We start from the raw sequence: 17,289 nt of genomic DNA, 5'->3' as shown, positions 1-17,289 counted from the left end.
ATGAGCGGACCGCATATTTCACCGACCATCGCGGATCTGCGCGCGCAGGTGAAAGACTGGCGCCGGCAGGGGCTGAGTGTCGCCATGGTGCCGACCATGGGCGCGCTGCACGAGGGGCATCTTTCGCTGATGCGCGAGGCGCTCTCGCGCGCTGATCGCTGCATCGTCTCGATTTTTGTCAACCCCGCGCAATTCGCACCGACAGAAGACCTCGACAAATATCCGCGCCAGCTAGAGCGGGATATCGAGCGGCTGGCGGAAGTCGGCGTGCAGCTTGCCTTTACGCCCACGCCTGCCGAAATCTATCCGGCCGGCTTTGCGACCAAAGTGTCGGTAGCGGGGCCTTCCGCCGGACTGGAAACGGATTTTCGTCCGCACTTTTTTGAAGGCGTGGCAACGGTCGTCACCAAGCTCCTGCTGCAGGCCGCACCCGATTGCGCCGTGTTCGGCCAGAAAGATTATCAGCAGCTGTGTGTGGTGCAGCAACTGTGCCGTGACCTCGACATTCCCGTCGAGATCATCGGCGCGCCGACGGTTCGCGACGAGCACGGCCTCGCCATGTCCTCGCGCAACGCTTATCTCGACGAGGCACAGCTCACCATCGCCCGCAAGCTCAACGTCATCCTGCGCACGGCATCCAGCGCGATTTCAAGCGGAGCCGATCCTGAACAGGAGGCAGCGAAAGCCGGGCAGGCCTTGCTGGATGCGGGTTTCAGAAGCGTGGACTATGTAGCGGCGCGCGAAAGCGGTTCGCTGGGACCATGGCAGCCTTCAACAGTGGGGCGGCTGCTCGTTGCCGCATGGCTTGGCAGCACGCGGCTGATCGACAATGTGGAAATTGCCGCGGTGGCTTGAGCGTTGCCGTCCATCGGCACGGCAATATCGGCGCTCGCTGATCAGGCGAGCGCTTTTTCCATCACCACGACCGAAACCTCATCCTGCGTCGTTTCAGCGGCATCCGATACGATAAAGCCCTGTGCACGGTAAAACCCGATTGCATTCAGGTTCTCCGCTTCGACCTCAAGCCGGATCAGGCTGGCCTCGGGGAAGCTCTCGGACACCTCGTCGAGCAACATGGCGCCGATGCCGCGTCTCTGCTGTGCGGGCAGCACATAGAGCTGACGCAGCCACACCACCCTGCCCTCGTCGACAGAAGCGGCGAATGCCATCCCGGCGATGGCCTTGCCGTCATCGGCGACAAGGAATTCGGAGTGCGGGTGCGTCAGGCGCGTCCTCAACGCAGCCATCGAATGCCATTCGGCGGTAATCTCGTTCACACGCTTCCAGCCGTAGATGGCATCGTAGGTAGCGTGCCAGGTTTCAGCCAGAAGCGCTTTGATCGCCTCCAGGTCGCGTTCTCCGGCGGTGCGGATGAACATCTATTCGAGGCCCAGCTTGGCCTTGATCAGATCGTTGACGGCCTGCGGGTTGGCCTTGCCGCCGGTCGCCTTCATCACCTGACCGACGAACCAGCCGGCCAGCGTCGGCTTGGCCTTCGCCTGCTCGACCTTGTCGGGGTTCGCGGCGATGATCTCGTCCACCGCCTTCTCGATGGCGCCGGTATCGGTAACCTGCTTCATGCCGCGCTGTTCCACGACCTCGCGCGGATCGCCACCTTCGTTCCAGACGATCTCGAACAGATCCTTGGCGATCTTGCCGGAGATGATGCCTTCCTTGATCAGGTCGAGGATGGCGCCCAGCTGATCGGGCGAAACCGGAGTCTCTTCAATGGCTTTGCCGGCTTTGTTGAGGGCGCCCAGCAGGTCGTTGATGACCCAGTTGGCGGCCAGCTTCCCATCGCGTCCCACAACGACCTGCTCGAAATAATCGGCGATCGCCTTTTCGGAAACGAGGATCGAGGCATCGTAGGCCGACAGGCCGAGCTTTTCGATCAGCCGCGTCTTCTTGTCGTCGGGCAGCTCGGGAAGGTCAACCGCCAGCGCATCGACATAAGCCTGATCGAATTCCAGCGGCAAAAGGTCGGGATCGGGGAAGTAGCGGTAGTCATGCGCCTCTTCCTTCGAGCGCATGGAGCGCGTCTCGCCCTTGTTGGCGTCAAACAGGCGGGTTTCCTGATCGATCTTGCCGCCATCTTCCAGAATAGCGATCTGGCGGCGCGCCTCATATTCGATGGCCTGGCCGACGAAGCGGATCGAATTGACGTTCTTGATCTCGCAGCGCGTGCCGAACCCTTCGCCCGGACGGCGCACCGAAACGTTTACGTCGGCACGCATGGAGCCTTCATCCATGTTGCCGTCGCAGGTGCCTAGATAACGCACGATGGTGCGCAGCTTGGTGAGATAGGCCTTGGCCTCGTCGGACGAGCGCATATCGGGCTTCGACACGATCTCCATCAGCGCCACGCCGGAACGGTTCAGGTCGACATAGGACATGGTGGGATGCTGGTCGTGCATCGACTTGCCCGCATCCTGTTCCAGATGCAGACGCTCGATGCCGATCTCGATGTCCTCGAACTCGCCCTTCTTGTCAGGCCCGACCGAGACGATGATCTGGCCTTCGCCGACGATGGGCTGCTTGAACTGCGAGATCTGGTAACCCTGCGGCAGGTCCGGATAGAAATAGTTCTTGCGGTCGAAGACGGACTTCAGGTTGATCTGCGCCTTCAGACCAAGGCCGGTGCGGATGGCCTGCTTCACGCACTCCTCATTGATCACCGGCAGCATGCCGGGCATGGCCGCATCGACCAGCGACACATTGGCGTTGGGCGCGGCGCCGAACGCCGTGGAAGCGCCGGAAAAAAGCTTCGACTGCGACGTCACCTGCGCATGGACTTCCATGCCGATGACGACCTCCCAGTCTCCGGTTGCGCCGGGAATGAGGCGTTTTGCGTCGGGCGTGCGGGTATCTACGAGGGTCATGTGCGGCCTGTCGTCTTTTCGGATATGCCGGAATAGGCTTGCTTACCCGGCGGATATAGATCGTATCGCTTGGCTATTGCAAACCCGGCTGCCAGACAAGCACAAAGCCGGCATAAAGCCGGCTCTGGCAGTTTTCGAGCTGAACTCTGGAAGGCTCTGGCAAGCCTCCTATGCGGTGGCGATATAGGCCTTGATCTCCTCGGCCTCGCGCTCCGCGTCCTCTATGCGCCGCTTCACCACGTCACCAATGGAAATGATGCCGTCCAGCCTGCCATCCTTTTCAACGGGAAGGTGGCGGAAGCGGCCCGCCGTCATGACCTCCATGACTTCGGTGATCGTGTGGTGCTCGTGACAGATTTTGACTTTGGATGTCATGCCGTCACGGACGGAGATATCGAGCGCCGAAGCCCCATGAGCGGCCATGACGCGTACGATGTCGCGTTCGGAGATAATGCCGACGATCCCGCCTTCCGGATTGGTTACAACCAGCGCACCCACGCGATGCGCGGCAAGTTTGTGGATCGCCTCGGCGAGCTTTTCGTCAGGCCCGAGTGTAAAAACGTCGTGCCCCTTCTGTGCGAGAATAGCTTTAACCGTCATTGCGTCCTCCTCTGCGTTAGGCCGGACCGCTCCTCCGGCCATGACGTTCGCAGAGACATGGTGCGCCGGGGCCGCAAGCTTTTCAAGCTTCCGTGGAGACAGAACCGGTCAGAAGCGACGGCGCAGACCTGCCTCGAAAAGACGCAGCCCAAAGAAACCGGCCAGAAAACCGCCGATATGCGCCTCCCATGCGATCTGGGATTCCTCGCCCGGAACGAAACCGGCAATGCCGGTGACGAGATTGATGACCATCCACACAGCCAGAAAGGTCACGACGCTGCGCGAGCGCACGATCTCACGCATCGGCAGCGGATCACCGGCGAAGGCGCCCTTGCCTGAAGAACGATCGATGCGGAAGGCGAAGCGCGCGGCAGCGCCCATCATGCCGGAAATGGCGCCGGAAGCGCCGACAAGCGGGTTCTGCCCCAGCGGGTGGATCGCATAGAAGAAGAAGGCGGCCGCGAGGCTTGTCACCGCGAAAAAGATCGCGAAGCGCACTGCCCCCAGCCGGTTGGCGAGCGGTGCGCCGAACGCCGCCATCCAGACCATGTTGACGGCAAGGTGCGCGAAGCTTCCGTGCAGCAGCGCATAGGTGAACGGGGTGGAGAAGGCATAGACATCCAGCACATAGTCACCGGAATAGCGGATCGGCACGAAGGCGGCGCGGATGATCAGCTCGAAATCCTGCTCGGCGGTCAAAACATAGGTGCGCAGCACATGTATGCCGGTGCAGAGCACCAGAAGCGCGATCACGATGCCCGGCAGGTTGAACATCGGCTCGCGGCGCTGCATCGCAGGCTGCGTCGGCATGTAGGGCTCGGGCTGGCTCATGATATCGTCCTGTTTGAGAGATGCGATGTAGGCGACACACCGGCTTTTTCCAAACGGCGAATCGTCGCCGCGGCGCGGACGGGACTTCTGAAACAGCCGAATCGAATCAAAAAAATGGCCGTTCAGGACATGTCCTGAACGGCCGATCGAGCCCCTGGGCTCCCCTGGACTTCTGACTGGAAAACCGCCGCCGCTTTCCGGCAGGCCGTTTTCTGGAATGAATTCAAAGTCTCACATGTCATGCCCGGCCGCAATCTAAACCGTTTGTTAACCTTAACGGCCTCGATCCGTGAACAAGCCGCCTCAAAGCTGGCACGGTTTATGCTCCGCACCGCATGTAGGTAGTCGGAAATGTCCTCCTGTTCATCGTTGGGACAATCAGACTTCAGATTGCACGAAGCGGAGCGAACATGAAACTCGCAGGATCCATTGCACTGTTCCATTATTGGAATCGGCTGCGCGGGGACCGTTCTGCGCCACAGCGCACGGAGATCGAGCCGGCAGACATTAAAAAGCTGCTTGCCGATACTTTTATTCTTGAAAAGGATACGCGTGGCGAGGCCGTGTTCCGCCTGGCGGGAACACGGCTGTGTGCTGCTTATGGGCGGGAACTGAAAGGTTTCAGCTTCCCTTCGCTTTGGCGTCCGAAAGACCAAGGGCTGGTCGCCCGCCTGCTCGACAACGTGTTCGACAGGCACGCGGTGATATTGATCCGTTACGAGGCAATCAGTCAGGCAGGACGCGCCCTCCCCTTTGAACTGCTGGCCCTGCCGCTGGAAAGTGGAATCGGAAGCTCACGCTGCCTGGGTGTCGCAGCCCCCGCGCACAAGCCGTTCTGGCTGGGTGCGGATCCCATCAACGACGCGGTCATCGAAGCCCTGCGCGTCGTGGATCCCGCTACCGAGAAAACCGAAGCCTTTCAGCGTCCTGCAATCGAAGCGCCGGAACTCGCACCCGTCGATCTCGACACGGCCAGCACCATTGCCGGTTACGGCAAGGCCCGCAGGATACGCCACCTTCTGGTGCTTGACGGCGGCCGCGACGAGTAAGTGCCCTGCAGATGCCTTGTTTGCCGGTTGTTAACTTTCCCCATTCATAATCTGGTCAGGAATCCGCCCGAAAGGCGGGACGGCCAGTGGGGTGAAGGCGGTTATGGTTTCTGCGGCGAAGGTCCTCGCGCCGTCTGTTGCCGAAAGGCGCAGCTTCCAGCGCGTTCGCGTCAAGGTCTACGGACGCTTCATGCTTGAGGACCGCTCCGAGCACCCCTGTCAGGTCATTGAAATGTCGCCCGGCAACATGGCTCTGCGCACGGATTGCATCGGCGAACCGGGTGAGCGCGTTATCGCCTATATCGACCATATCGGCCGCGTTGAAGGCATTATCGTTCGCACCTTTCAGGACGGATTTGCCATGACCGTGCTTGCCTCCGAGCGCAAGCGCGAGAAACTTGCCGCCCAGCTCACATGGCTCGCAAACCGTCACGAGCTCGATCTGCCGGAAGATCGCCGCCATGAGCGCATCGCGCCGCGCAATCCGATCAGCGTTCTGCGCCTCATGGACGGTCGCCAGTATCCCTGCCGGATCATCGACCTGTCGCTGTCGGGTGCCGCGGTTGAGATCGAGGTCAAGCCGGCGATCGGCGTGCAGGTCAAGCTGGGCACCATGCGCGGCCAGATCGTGCGCCACTTTGAAGATGGGGTGGCCATCGAGTTCGCCGTCGTCCAGCGGCCCGAATCCCTGAACGCGGAATTCAACACGACACTCGGCTGAAAATAGGCGCGCGAAGCGGGAGCGATTTCCCGCATTGCGCTTCTTCCCCGCCGGTCAACTCGGCTGACACTCCTGCCGGGCCCAGCAGGCGTTAACACACCGCGGCTGCCCGGGCGGACGTCTTCGCCGCACATCGCCGGGCAAAATCCACGAAATCAGGCGAGTTGAGACCTGCTGTTCCAGGCGCAGGCATGCGCTCATACGTTGCCAGAAAGGATAAAACTTGAATCAAATTTGTTTATTGTTTTATTCTTGTTTTCTCTTAAAATGATCTATGTTTTACTCAATGTCTTCTTCGGTACTTTGCGCCAAATAAATCCGGACCTGTCATTATCTCCTCAAACGGGGAGACACCGAAATGACTTTCAACTGGGGCGCTTCGCTTATAACGGCCATGACGATACTGATCGCCGCACTGGGCAGCGCCCATGCCGGGAACAGCTTCATGCCTACGGGCGGCCGCACCACACAGCCGGTCGGACACTATGAGTTCTGTCAGGGTCTGCCGCAGGAATGCCGCCAGAAGACTGCGAAGAAAGCTCCGGTTGAACTCACCCGCAAGCTGTGGGCAACGATCATTTCCGTCAACAACGACGTGAACACCAGCGTCATTCCCATGACCGACATGGAAATCTGGGGTCGCGAGGAAGTCTGGTCCTACCCGGTCAACGGCATGGGTGACTGCGAGGACTACGTGCTGGAAAAGCGCCGCCGCCTCATGCAGGCCGGAGTGCCGGCCGGCAACCTGCTCATCACCGTCGTGCGCCAGCCCAATGGCGAAGGCCATGCGGTTCTGACCGTCCACACCAGCATGGGCGACTTCATCCTCGACAACCTCGAAAGCCGGGTTCTTGCGTGGTCGCAAACCCAGTACACCTACCTCAAGCGCCAGTCCGCGCAGAATTCGGGTGTGTGGGTTTCAATCACCGATGGCCGCGCCGACGCGGTGGCCTCCGTCCGCTGACCTCAGCCAAAGCTGAATGGCTGGCTGTCCGCCAAAAATCCGGTCGAGCCCCCGCCCCCCCCGACGACCGGATTTCAGGAGCCGGCTCTTAACCGGAGCCGGCTCCGCTTTTTCAGGCCGCAGACGGTTGTCGTCAGGATCAGTCTTCGAGTTTTCTGAAACCTTTGTTGAAACGGCGGCCATTCGCCACGTAATGCCCGGCAGATTGCCGCAACCGCTCGACGGCTGCCTCATCCAGCGTGCGCACCACCTTGGCCGGAGAACCGACGATCAGTGAATTGTCGGGAAATTCCTTGCCCTCTGTGACCAGCGCGCCGGCGCCGACAAGCGAGTTCCTGCCGATCTTCGCGCCGTTGAGGACAATCGCGCCCATGCCGATCAGGCTGTTGTCGCCAATGGTGCAGCCATGCAGCAGCGCGCGGTGGCCGACCGTGCAGCCCTTGCCGATGGTGAGGGGGAAGCCGGGGTCCGTGTGCATGATCGTGTGTTCCTGCACATTCGTATCCTCGCCAATCACGATCGCTTCATTGTCGCCACGGATGACCGTGCCGAACCAGATGCCGACATTGCGACCGACATGGACATTGCCGATGAGCGTCACGTCCGGGGCAAGCCAGTTTGTGTCCTTGTCCTCGAAGCTGGGCTCTGCTGCATCGATTGCGTAGATGGGCATATCTTCTCCTGTCAGACTGGCACGGTTGCCGCACCCGTTTCTTTACGCTCCCTTTACCATAAATCTCCACAGTCTCACCTGATACGCCGCTGTTTCTGGCGGCCGCTGCAACCATTTCACGGAGCAAGATGAAGGACGCCGTCGCCGCGAACGAATTCAAGGTCGTCGGTTCCTCCCTGAGGTCGCGGCTGTTTTACGGCCTCGTCGTGGTGGCGATTTTGTCGGTGGCGATCACGTTCGCCGGAAAATGGTTCGGCGAACGGATGGCGATGGGCGGCCACACCGATGACACAACGATCCACGCCGTGGTCATCGGGAACAATCTGCTGGCGGTGCCGGCCAACATGATCCGCTTCGAGCAGGCAAGGCGCAGCGGCAATGCGGAACGGCTCGACCTTTATGTGCACTATCCTTCGATGGCAGGATATACGCAGGCGTCGCGCGACGAATTCAATCACGCAACCACGACCGACTCGATCATCTTTCTCGGCTTTTCGGAGCAGATGATGTCCCGCGACATGAGCGGCCGTTTTGCGCCGATCTACAACGCGCTGATTGCCAGACCGGGCCGCAACGGTCCCGCGGGCATCACCTTCTACGAATTTTCCGAAAACTCAGGATATGTGGGAGAAAAGCTTGCCGTGGCGGACAGGCAGGGGCGGGAGCCATTCGTGGCGCGTTGCCTGACCGGTGAAGCGGCAGAAAAGTCGCTCGCCCCCTGCGAGCGCGACATTCTGGTCGGCGAGCGTCTCACGCTCACCTACCGCTTTCCGAAACGATTTCTGGAAGAGTGGCAGGCACTGGACACGGCGGTTGAAAACCTCGCCGCATCCATGCTTGGTGCCTCGGCTTCACCGCAACAATGAAGGTGAAGCGAACACGAAGGGTTGAAAAAAATCAGCCCAGATCGATGTCGAGAATGGCCATCGAGAAATTGTAGTCGCCGTCATCCTCGTCCTTGAACACGATGCCGAGGAATTCGTCGCCGACATACACTTCGGCTGAATCGTCCTTGCGCGGACGAGCCTTCACTTCAAGGCGCGGATTCTGGAAGACGCGCTTGAAATAGGCGTCGAGCTTTCGGATTTCGTCGGGTTTCAAAAAAATTCTCCGCTAAGGGACTGGATGTGAGAGGCGCTTCTTGCACGCGGTCAGGGCGCTGTAAAGACGAGGCGGTGACGACACAACCCCGTCATGTTCAGTTCATTCTCAGATGTCGAAACTCACGACATGATCCATCGCCTGTGAAGGCAGGAGCTGATCCATCTCGCGGGAAGGCTGATCGTCGCAGCTCGTTTCGCCGACAATGCGGGCCGGCACGCCGGCAACAGTCCTGTTGTGGGGAACGGTAGCCAGCACGACCGAGCCGGCAGCCACCTTGGAGCAATGACCGATCTCGATATTGCCGAGGATCTTGGCCCCTGCCCCGATCAGGACGCCGCGCCGGATCTTCGGATGCCGGTCGCCGCTCGCCTTGCCGGTGCCGCCCAAAGTCACATTGTGCAGGATCGAGACATCGTCCTCGATGACGGCGGTCTGGCCGACCACGAGGCCGGTCGCGTGATCGAGGAAGACGCCCTTGCCGATGCGGGCGGCCGGATTGATGTCGGTCTGGAATACCGACGACGAACGGCTCTGCAGATAGAGCGCAAAATCCTTGCGGCCCTGCTTCCACAGCCAGTGCGCCAGGCGGTGCGTCTGGATCGCATGAAAGCCCTTAAAGTAGAGCACAGGCTCCAGAAAGCGCTCGCAGGCCGGATCACGATCGAAATAGGCCTGAATGTCGACCCGCACCACCGTCGACCATTCCCGGTCGTCTTCGCGCATGGCATCGAAGGTCTGACGGATCAGGTCCGCCCCGATATCCTGATGCGCGAGCCGCTCAGCCAGCCTGTGGATGACGGCGTCCTCAAGGCTCTCCTGATTGAGGATGGTGGAATAGAGAAACGCTGCCAGAAGCGGATCACGGTTGACCGCCGCCATCGCCTCGTCGCGGATGGAGCGCCAGATGGGATCGACCGGTTGCAGCGCGTTGTGACGCAACAGACTGTTCATGACATTAACTCCCCGCCTTCGGGTATCGGCGCCGGCGCATGAATACCGGTGCTCGAATGAAGCAAACCGGCGCGCGCCTCGCGGCACGACATAAAGGGTCAGGACATGGCCCCAACCAACTCCACGACAGATATAGAGCAGATCGGGCAGGTGGTGAACCCAATTTTCCTTAATCTGCCTTCAGCACAGGAATTCCGTATGCGAGCCGCGCTGTCATCCGGCCCTGTCCTGCCTTCATCATATCATTACCCGCATCACGGAACCGGGTCGCGCCTGTGGCGGAAAAGCCGGGCTCAGGCCGAAACGAGGTTCGCCACGATGGCCATTGCAACAGGCAACAGCCTTGCGCGCTTCTCCCCGATATCCACACCCTTCACATACAAGATGTTGGGGGTCATAAAAGTTGGACGAACGAGCGCTTGACGCTCCCCTGCGAGTCGCCTTTTATTGGCCATGCGTTCGATGTTGCGGACGCGGCCGGAAAGTTTTGAGCCCGGTCTTTTTCCCGTTCAATCGCGTTTCAGTCGCATTCCGCCTTCTGAAGAGGCCGTTTGCGGAGCGTTTTTCCATGCGTGGAGAGCAGCGGAATAGCTGGTAAAATTAATCGTTTAATACTATATTTAGTGTTTGCGATCATTATTCCGGCTAGATAATGTAAACCTTCCCTTTTGAGGGAATTGCAGCGTTTTTGTGGGTACGGCATGCGGACGGCTTCGACTGTCCCGGAATTGCTGGTGCATCCGGTTTCAAATCGCGTCAGGGAAAGCGGAGCAGATCCGCGACGGCGCAGTCTGTCCGGATCAGCGCCATTCCTGTGGAAAACCGGTTGGGCGGCCGCCCTGAAACGCGCTATATATAGATGAAGGAAGAAACCAGATGCGCATCGAACGGCACTTCACAAAAGCGGGTCAGTCTCCCTACACGGAGATCGAGTTCCGCAAGGCCTTGTCGGAGATCAGGAACCCCGACGGCTCGGTTGTGTTCAGGCTCGACAACATCGATGTGCCGGCGCAGTTCAGTCAGGTTGCCGCCGACATCCTCGCCCAGAAATATTTCCGCAAGGCTGGCGTTCCCGCGCGCCTGAAGAAAGTCGAGGAGAACGACGTTCCTTCCTTCCTGTGGCGTTCGGTGGCCGACGAGGCCGCCCTCGCCGAACTGCCCGAAGCCGAGCGCTACGGCTCCGAGACCGACGCGCGTCAGGTCTTCGACCGTCTGGCCGGCACTTGGACCTACTGGGGCTGGAAGGGCAAATATTTCGACAGCGAGGAAGATGCCCAGGCGTACAAAGACGAGTTGTCCTACATGCTGGCGACGCAGCGCGTGGCGCCGAACTCTCCGCAGTGGTTCAACACCGGCCTGCACTGGGCCTACGGCATCGACGGTCCCGGTCAGGGCCACTTCTATGTCGACCCCTTCACGGGCAAGCTGACCCGCTCGAAGTCTGCCTATGAGCATCCGCAGCCGCACGCCTGCTTCATCCAGTCCGTGGGCGACGACCTCGTCAACGAAGGCGGCATCATGGATCTGTGGGTGCGCGAGGCGCGCCTGTTCAAATACGGCTCCGGCACCGGCTCCAACTTCTCGCATCTGCGCGGCGAAGGCGAAAAGCTTTCCGGCGGCGGCAAGTCGTCGGGCCTGATGAGCTTCCTCAAGATCGGCGACCGTGCCGCCGGCGCCATCAAATCTGGCGGCACCACCCGCCGTGCTGCCAAGATGGTGATCGTCGATGCCGACCACCCGGACATCGAAGCCTTCATCGACTGGAAGGTGAAGGAGGAGCAGAAGGTTGCCGCCCTCGTCACCGGCTCCAAGATCGTGCGCAAGCACCTCGACGCGATCATGAAGGCCTGCGTGAACTGCGAAGGTCAGGACGACGATTGCTTCGACCCATCGATCAACACCGCGCTGAAGCGCGAGATCAAGGCGGCGAAGAAGAACGCCGTGCCGGAAAACTATGTCCAGCGCGTCATCCAGTTCGCGCGGCAGGGCTACACGGCAATCGAATTCAGCACCTACGACACCGACTGGGATTCGGAAGCCTATCTGACCGTTTCGGGCCAGAACTCGAACAACTCCGTCTCGCTCAAGGACGATTTCCTGCGCGCTGTTGAAAATGACGGCGACTGGCACCTGACCGCCCGCAAGGACGGCAAGGTGACGAAGACCCTCAAGGCCCGCGACCTTTGGGAGAAGATCGGCTACGCGGCATGGGCCTCGGCCGATCCCGGCCTGCATTTCAACACCACCATGAACGACTGGCACACCTGCCCGGCCGCCGGCCCGATCCGCGCCTCCAACCCGTGCTCGGAATACATGTTCCTCGACGACACGGCGTGCAACCTGGCCTCGGTCAACCTGCTGCCCTACCGCAATCAGGACGGCACCTTCGACATCGCCGCCTATGAGCATACCGTGCGGCTGTGGACCATCGTGCTCGAAGTCTCGGTCATGATGGCGCAGTTCCCGTCGCGCGAAATCGCGGAACTGTCCTACAAGTACCGCACGCTCGGCCTCGGCTACGCCAATATCGGCGGCCTGCTGATGACCTCCGGCATTCCTTACGACTCCGATGAGGGCCGCGGCATCTGCAGTGCGCTGACCGCACTGATGACCGGCGTTTCCTACGCCACCTCCGCCGAGATGGCGGGCGAACTGGGGGCCTTCCCGGATTACGACCGCAACGCCGAAAACATGCTGCGCGTCATGCGCAATCATCGCCGTGCCGCCTATGGCGAGAGCAATGGCTATGAGAAGCTGGCTGTCGACCCTGTGCCGCTCAATGCCGAACATGTCAGCCAGAAGGAACTGGTCGAACATGCCCGCGCCGCATGGGACCGCGCCATCGAGCTTGGCGAGAAGCACGGCTACCGCAATGCGCAGGCAACGGTGATCGCGCCGACAGGCACCATCGGCCTCGTCATGGACTGCGACACCACCGGCATCGAGCCGGACTTCGCGCTGGTGAAGTTCAAGAAGCTGGCCGGCGGCGGCTACTTCAAGATCATCAACCGGGCCGTGCCGGAAGCCCTGCGCACGCTGGGTTACTCCGAGAGCCAGATTGCCGAGATCGAGGCGTACGCAGTCGGTCATGGCAATCTGAATCAGGCTCCCGGCGTAAATCCTTCAACGCTCAGGGCAAAAGGCTTCACAGACGAGAAGATCGAGGCGCTGAACGGTGCGCTGAAATCGGCCTTCGACATCAAGTTCGTGTTCAATCAGTGGACGCTGGGCGCTGACTGGCTGAAGGAGACTTTCGGCTTCACCGACGAGCAGCTCAACGACTTCTCGTTCGAGGTCCTGCCGGCGCTTGGCTTCTCCAGGAAGGAGATCGAGGCCGCCAACATCCATGTCTGCGGTGCGATGACGCTGGAAGGCGCGCCCTTCCTGAAGGATGAGCATCTGGCCGTGTTCGACTGCGCCAATCCGTGCGGCAAGATCGGCAAGCGCTACCTGTCGGTCGAGAGCCACATCCGCATGATGGCCGCGGCGCAGCCCTTCATCTCGGGCGCTATCTCCAAGACCATCAACATGCCGAACGAGGCGACGGTCGAGGACGCCAAGAACGCCTACATGCTGTCGTGGAAACTGGCGCTGAAGGCCAACGCGCTCTACCGCGACGGCTCCAAGCTCTCGCAGCCGCTCAACGCTTCGCTGATCTCCGACGAGGAAGAAGAGGACGATGCGGTCGAGGCTCTGGTTGCCGCTCCGGCGGCTGCCCGCGCCGTGGAAGTGACGGAAAAGATCATCGAGCGCGTGGTCGAAAAGGTAGTGCGCGACCGCGAGAAGCTGCCGAACCGCCGCAAGGGCTACACCCAGAAGGCAGTCGTCGGCGGCCACAAGGTCTATCTGCGCACCGGCGAGTTCGACGATGGCCGCCTCGGCGAGATCTTCATCGACATGCACAAGGAAGGCGCTGCCTTCCGCGCCATGATGAACAATTTTGCCATCGCCATTTCGCTCGGTCTGCAATATGGCGTGCCGCTGGAGGAATATGTCGAAGCCTTCACCTTCGTGAAGTTCGAACCGGCCGGCATGGTGCAGGGCAACGACGCCATCAAGAGCGCCACGTCGATCATCGACTATGTGTTCCGCGAGCTGGCGGTTTCCTATCTGGCGCGCAACGATCTTGCCCATGTCGATACCGACTTCTCCAACACGTCGCTCGGCAAGGGCATCACTGAAGGCAAGGCCCTGCCCTTCTCCAAGGGTCTGGTGCGCGGCGCCTCGACCGTGAAGCTGGTCAGCAGCGAGCCGAAGGGTATGGGCGGCAGCTCGGGCGACAAGGCACAGCGCACCGCGCCGACCGCATTCACCTCCAACGTCCATCCGATCTCGTCGGGAGCGACGGCCCTGAAAAGCGAACTGGCCATAGATGGCGCCGTCGCCTTCAAGCGCGACTTTGAGGAGCAGGCGAAGGAAGCGGCCGAAGATGCTCCGGAGGCCACGGCCGAAGTTCTGTTCACCGACGCTGCCGCCCGGGAAGCAGCCGATGCCAAGAAGCTCGCCGCCGCCCGTCGCCAGCAATCGCTGATGCAGGGCTACACGGGCAACGAATGCTCCGAGTGCCACAACTTCACCATGGTGCGGAACGGTACCTGCGAGAAGTGCGACACCTGCGGCGCAACCAGCGGCTGCAGCTAAGGCATGTCGCCCGAAAGTTGTCAGTTACCCCATAGATTGGCTCAAAGCACCCAAAGTATGCCTCAAGTGAACAAAACGGCCCGCAATCGCGGGCCGTTTTTCGTCGCAAACTACTCCCACCTCGGTAAAGTCGTTGGCTTCAGCAGCAACGCACTACGCGGGCGACTGCCAATCTGCATTCCAAACGGCGACAAAGGGGTTGGAAGCTGTCTGCCCCCTTCAAGCTGGTGAGCCGGAAAAGCGGTCATTCGCGAGAGCAGTGAATTCCGACAACAATGCGCTCCGCCAAAACGGGGAGGATTACCGTAGGAAGTTCGGCGATGGGCCTCAGCATTGCACTCGGCGCTGCGGCAATCGCACTCTTTGTCGGTGTCGCAATTCTGGCGAGGCCTGGAGTGGCTTGCACAGACGGAAGAGCATCCGCATCATGATCCGCTAAGCCGACATCGTGGCATTCGCAGACGGCATCAAGCGTACCAGATCCAATTGCCCGCGTGCGTAGCGTTCAACGATAAGGATTGCTTCGCTGCACGCCTCCTGCAACTCTTCGGGACTCGGTGTTTCGTCGTAGTAGGTGCCATGCGACAGGTTGTTTATGAGAACGCTCTTGATGGTGAAATTCTCTTCGCCAGCTAAGAACTTGATGAAGTCCGACAGGGACTCTGACTTGTCAGGGTGGCAAAAGCGTCCGATGGCTTCGAGAACACAGCGAACGGCGTTGCCTGTCGTATGATTTGCCTCCCGACCACCATGCACTTCCATGATTTCTTTCAAATGCTCCTCAAAGGGAGCGACATATTTTGCCCGATTGGCGAGCTTGTGTTCCGCTCCGGCCTTGTAGAGGAAGAAGGCGGATTCTTTCTCAATGATGCGATTGGTCACGCAGATATTGTAGAAGTAGCTGCTGTGCGTCAGCACCAGCAGCTCAGGTCTTCTTGCTCCGCCAATGTCTGCCGGATTGATCGAGAAGTCTCCGCCGTTGCTAATGCTCATGTTTTTGAGTGTCTGCGCGATGGAGAAAACGAAGTCATAAGACATTGATGTAATCGGATCGTCGAAGACGAAAAACAGCTTCGCGTAGTCCGATGTCTGCTTAACCTTCTTATGTGCGCAAGCTAGGAAATAGCAAAACGCTATGGCGGTCTTCTCGCCGTCGCTCAATGTGCGGCTTGCACCGCGTGCCATTTTTTTACTGTCTCTGCGCAGGACGAACTCGGTACGATCAAAAGAATATTTCGTACCGAAGAAACTGGAGATAAGAATCTCGAAGGTCTGAGCTACTCGCTCTTTAACGCTCGTGGAGATTTGGGACTTTTTCAGAGCGTTTAACTCCGCCTCAACAGCCAACGCTTCTTGGTCGAGCAGGTGGATCGCCGCGATATCTGCCCAATTTGAATGAGAAAACTCTACTGAGAATGTTAGGCAAGCTTCTCGATGGAGACTTTTCCGTTCTTCGTCCGATTTTCGAACTGCTGCTGACAGATTCGAGAAAGCTTCATTGTGGGCAACAATATGAGCGTTCAGTTCATCGAGGCAGGAAAAGATCTCGTGTTTAGGAATTGCCACTTCCGAAGAAGGGGATTTGCCTTTCGTCTGAATGGCCAGAAGATAGGCCTCGAACGATGCATCAAGAACACTGGCGACACCGCTAATTTCCGGAAGCACCACGGATCGCTGCGAGGGCACGAGTTTGCGAAGCGCCTCAAATTTCAGAGCCTGTTTGGCAACGGACGCGACACGGTCGCTTATCGTTGATCTTAATGTTTTAACGTTGCTCCATGCAGTGCGAAGCTGGGCCTTATGCTTGCCCTCGGCGTCAGCAAAGTACGCCAGGTAAAGCTCTATATGATCCCTTGCAGGCGGGTGAGCCACTGACTGTTTACAAAACGGGCAATTGTCGTCGCCGCCGTGTTCCAGTAATTCAAGACCCGCTTCGAAGAACGTCGGATTGCTCTCAAGCAGCGTCTTGATGTGCTCTGACACAGTCGAGGGTGATGTGATTTTAGACAAGAGCGAGTCAACGACACTCAAATTGCTCTGATCAATCGTGACTTGGTTCTGCTCTGATGGATAATCCGGCTCGGCAGGGATTGCTTTGAGAGCATCGAGGTCACTTAGAACGATTTTGAATGAACGCTCGGGAAGGGGTGGTTGCTCGACCAGCGCAATGAGGCGATCAACGCCAATATCCCGAAACTCGCGAAGCTGGCGATTGATTGAGGCTTTCCCCACCAACTCCTCAGACTTTTGCGTTTCCAGTAGGCTCTGGAGTAGCAGCCGCGCTTTGGCGGAATCTTTCTGCTTGGCATCAAGACGCTTCTCGACATCCTTTGTGTCGATATTGTCCTGATCGAGGGTGATTTCACTCTCGATGTCTCCATCCATGTCATAGTTATTCTGGCGAAGCTCTGCGTGTACGAAGTCGTCTGAAAAGACGTAGAAGATTCGGTCAGGACATGAGGCCGAGACGCTGGAATTGCTGTTATCAAGCGTCAGAGAACCAAGAGCCGCTGGACCCTGGACCAGAGCAAAACTGCCGCGACCGTCAACGGATTCTTCCGACACAAGATTAAAGGCAGCGTCAGATATATCCCCCTGCTGTCCGTGAATATCCAGGTAGCGAAGCGCGCGCGTGATAAACGATTTGCCTGTACCATTCCGCGCATAAATCATGTTGCGCGCACTCTTGCTTAGCGGCGCATTCAATTTTGCAACCGGCCCCAGGCACGTTGCCTTTAGGCTCAGGACCTATTAATTTGGTTTGATCTGTGATTCACGGTCTTTGCTGAAGGAGGCCGTGATGGGTGATTTGTTTCTGCTGAGCGAGTGCCAGATGGCGCGCATATCGCCGTACTTCCCGTTGTGGCACGGGGTTC

14 protein-coding genes are annotated in these 17,289 nt (G+C 59.3%); 6 read left to right on the top strand and 8 right to left on the bottom strand.

The features are described 5' to 3' along the window. Positions 1-855, top strand: coding sequence for a pantoate--beta-alanine ligase (gene panC / locus AC5XE7_RS16595; RefSeq protein WP_495366886.1), 855 nt, complete (start codon positions 1-3; stop codon positions 853-855). Between the two features lie 41 nt (positions 856-896). On the opposite strand, the gene AC5XE7_RS16590 is transcribed toward panC, so the two are convergent. The 4 genes from AC5XE7_RS16590 to AC5XE7_RS16575 form a co-directional block, all read right to left on the bottom strand. Continuing rightward, the gene (locus AC5XE7_RS16590) at positions 897-1,379 is read right to left on the bottom strand and encodes a GNAT family N-acetyltransferase (RefSeq protein ID WP_495366885.1); all 483 of its coding nucleotides are present in this window, start codon (positions 1,377-1,379) and stop codon (positions 897-899) included. Further along, complete coding sequence (gene gatB, locus AC5XE7_RS16585) at positions 1,380-2,879, bottom strand: Asp-tRNA(Asn)/Glu-tRNA(Gln) amidotransferase subunit GatB (protein ID WP_495366884.1); 1,500 nt, start codon at positions 2,877-2,879, stop codon at positions 1,380-1,382. 168 nt (positions 2,880-3,047) lie between these two features. Beyond that, complete coding sequence (locus tag AC5XE7_RS16580; protein ID WP_495366883.1) at positions 3,048-3,479, bottom strand: CBS domain-containing protein; 432 nt, start codon at positions 3,477-3,479, stop codon at positions 3,048-3,050. A gap of 108 nt (positions 3,480-3,587) precedes the next feature. Beyond that, entirely contained in the window at positions 3,588-4,310 is a 723-nt protein-coding gene (locus tag AC5XE7_RS16575; protein WP_495366882.1) for a rhomboid family intramembrane serine protease, read from the bottom strand. A 410-nt stretch (positions 4,311-4,720) separates the two neighbouring features. Between AC5XE7_RS16575 and AC5XE7_RS16570 the strand changes: the two genes are divergently transcribed. From AC5XE7_RS16570 to AC5XE7_RS16560, 3 genes are all read left to right on the top strand, one after another. After that, complete coding sequence (locus AC5XE7_RS16570; RefSeq protein ID WP_495366881.1) at positions 4,721-5,359, top strand: PAS domain-containing protein; 639 nt, start codon at positions 4,721-4,723, stop codon at positions 5,357-5,359. A 103-nt stretch (positions 5,360-5,462) separates the two neighbouring features. Beyond that, a complete protein-coding gene (locus AC5XE7_RS16565) occupies positions 5,463-6,080 on the top strand; it encodes a PilZ domain-containing protein (RefSeq protein WP_495366880.1) in 618 nt (205 codons plus the stop codon). 358 nt (positions 6,081-6,438) lie between these two features. Next, the gene (locus AC5XE7_RS16560) at positions 6,439-7,044 is read left to right on the top strand and encodes a transglutaminase-like cysteine peptidase (RefSeq protein ID WP_495366879.1); all 606 of its coding nucleotides are present in this window, start codon (positions 6,439-6,441) and stop codon (positions 7,042-7,044) included. Positions 7,045-7,183: 139 nt separating this feature from the next. On the opposite strand, the gene AC5XE7_RS16555 is transcribed toward AC5XE7_RS16560, so the two are convergent. Continuing rightward, a complete protein-coding gene (locus AC5XE7_RS16555) occupies positions 7,184-7,717 on the bottom strand; it encodes a gamma carbonic anhydrase family protein (RefSeq protein WP_495366878.1) in 534 nt (177 codons plus the stop codon). Between the two features lie 128 nt (positions 7,718-7,845). Here AC5XE7_RS16555 and AC5XE7_RS16550 point away from each other — a divergent pair, with 128 nt between their 5' ends. Next, positions 7,846-8,583, top strand: a complete 738-nt coding sequence (locus AC5XE7_RS16550) for a hypothetical protein (protein ID WP_495366877.1) — start codon at positions 7,846-7,848, stop codon at positions 8,581-8,583. 31 nt (positions 8,584-8,614) lie between these two features. On the opposite strand, the gene AC5XE7_RS16545 is transcribed toward AC5XE7_RS16550, so the two are convergent. Both AC5XE7_RS16545 and cysE read right to left on the bottom strand, forming a co-directional pair. Further along, complete coding sequence (locus tag AC5XE7_RS16545; protein ID WP_183829203.1) at positions 8,615-8,818, bottom strand: DUF3126 family protein; 204 nt, start codon at positions 8,816-8,818, stop codon at positions 8,615-8,617. A gap of 108 nt (positions 8,819-8,926) precedes the next feature. Beyond that, positions 8,927-9,772 (bottom strand): serine O-acetyltransferase, encoded by an 846-nt coding sequence (gene cysE, locus AC5XE7_RS16540; protein WP_183829201.1) that lies wholly within the window; start codon positions 9,770-9,772, stop codon positions 8,927-8,929. An 876-nt stretch (positions 9,773-10,648) separates the two neighbouring features. Here cysE and AC5XE7_RS16535 point away from each other — a divergent pair. Next, a complete protein-coding gene (locus AC5XE7_RS16535; RefSeq protein WP_495366876.1) occupies positions 10,649-14,413 on the top strand; it encodes a vitamin B12-dependent ribonucleotide reductase in 3,765 nt (1,254 codons plus the stop codon). Between the two features lie 435 nt (positions 14,414-14,848). On the opposite strand, the gene AC5XE7_RS16530 is transcribed toward AC5XE7_RS16535, so the two are convergent. Then, positions 14,849-17,119, bottom strand: coding sequence for an AAA family ATPase (locus AC5XE7_RS16530; protein ID WP_495366875.1), 2,271 nt, complete (start codon positions 17,117-17,119; stop codon positions 14,849-14,851). Positions 17,120-17,289 lie beyond the last annotated feature (170 nt).

Source organism: Aquamicrobium sp. YD-1-mutant5, assembly GCF_059509755.1.
The sequence above is the reverse complement of the archived record's forward strand: the minus strand, read 5'-3'. Positions and strand labels throughout refer to the sequence as shown.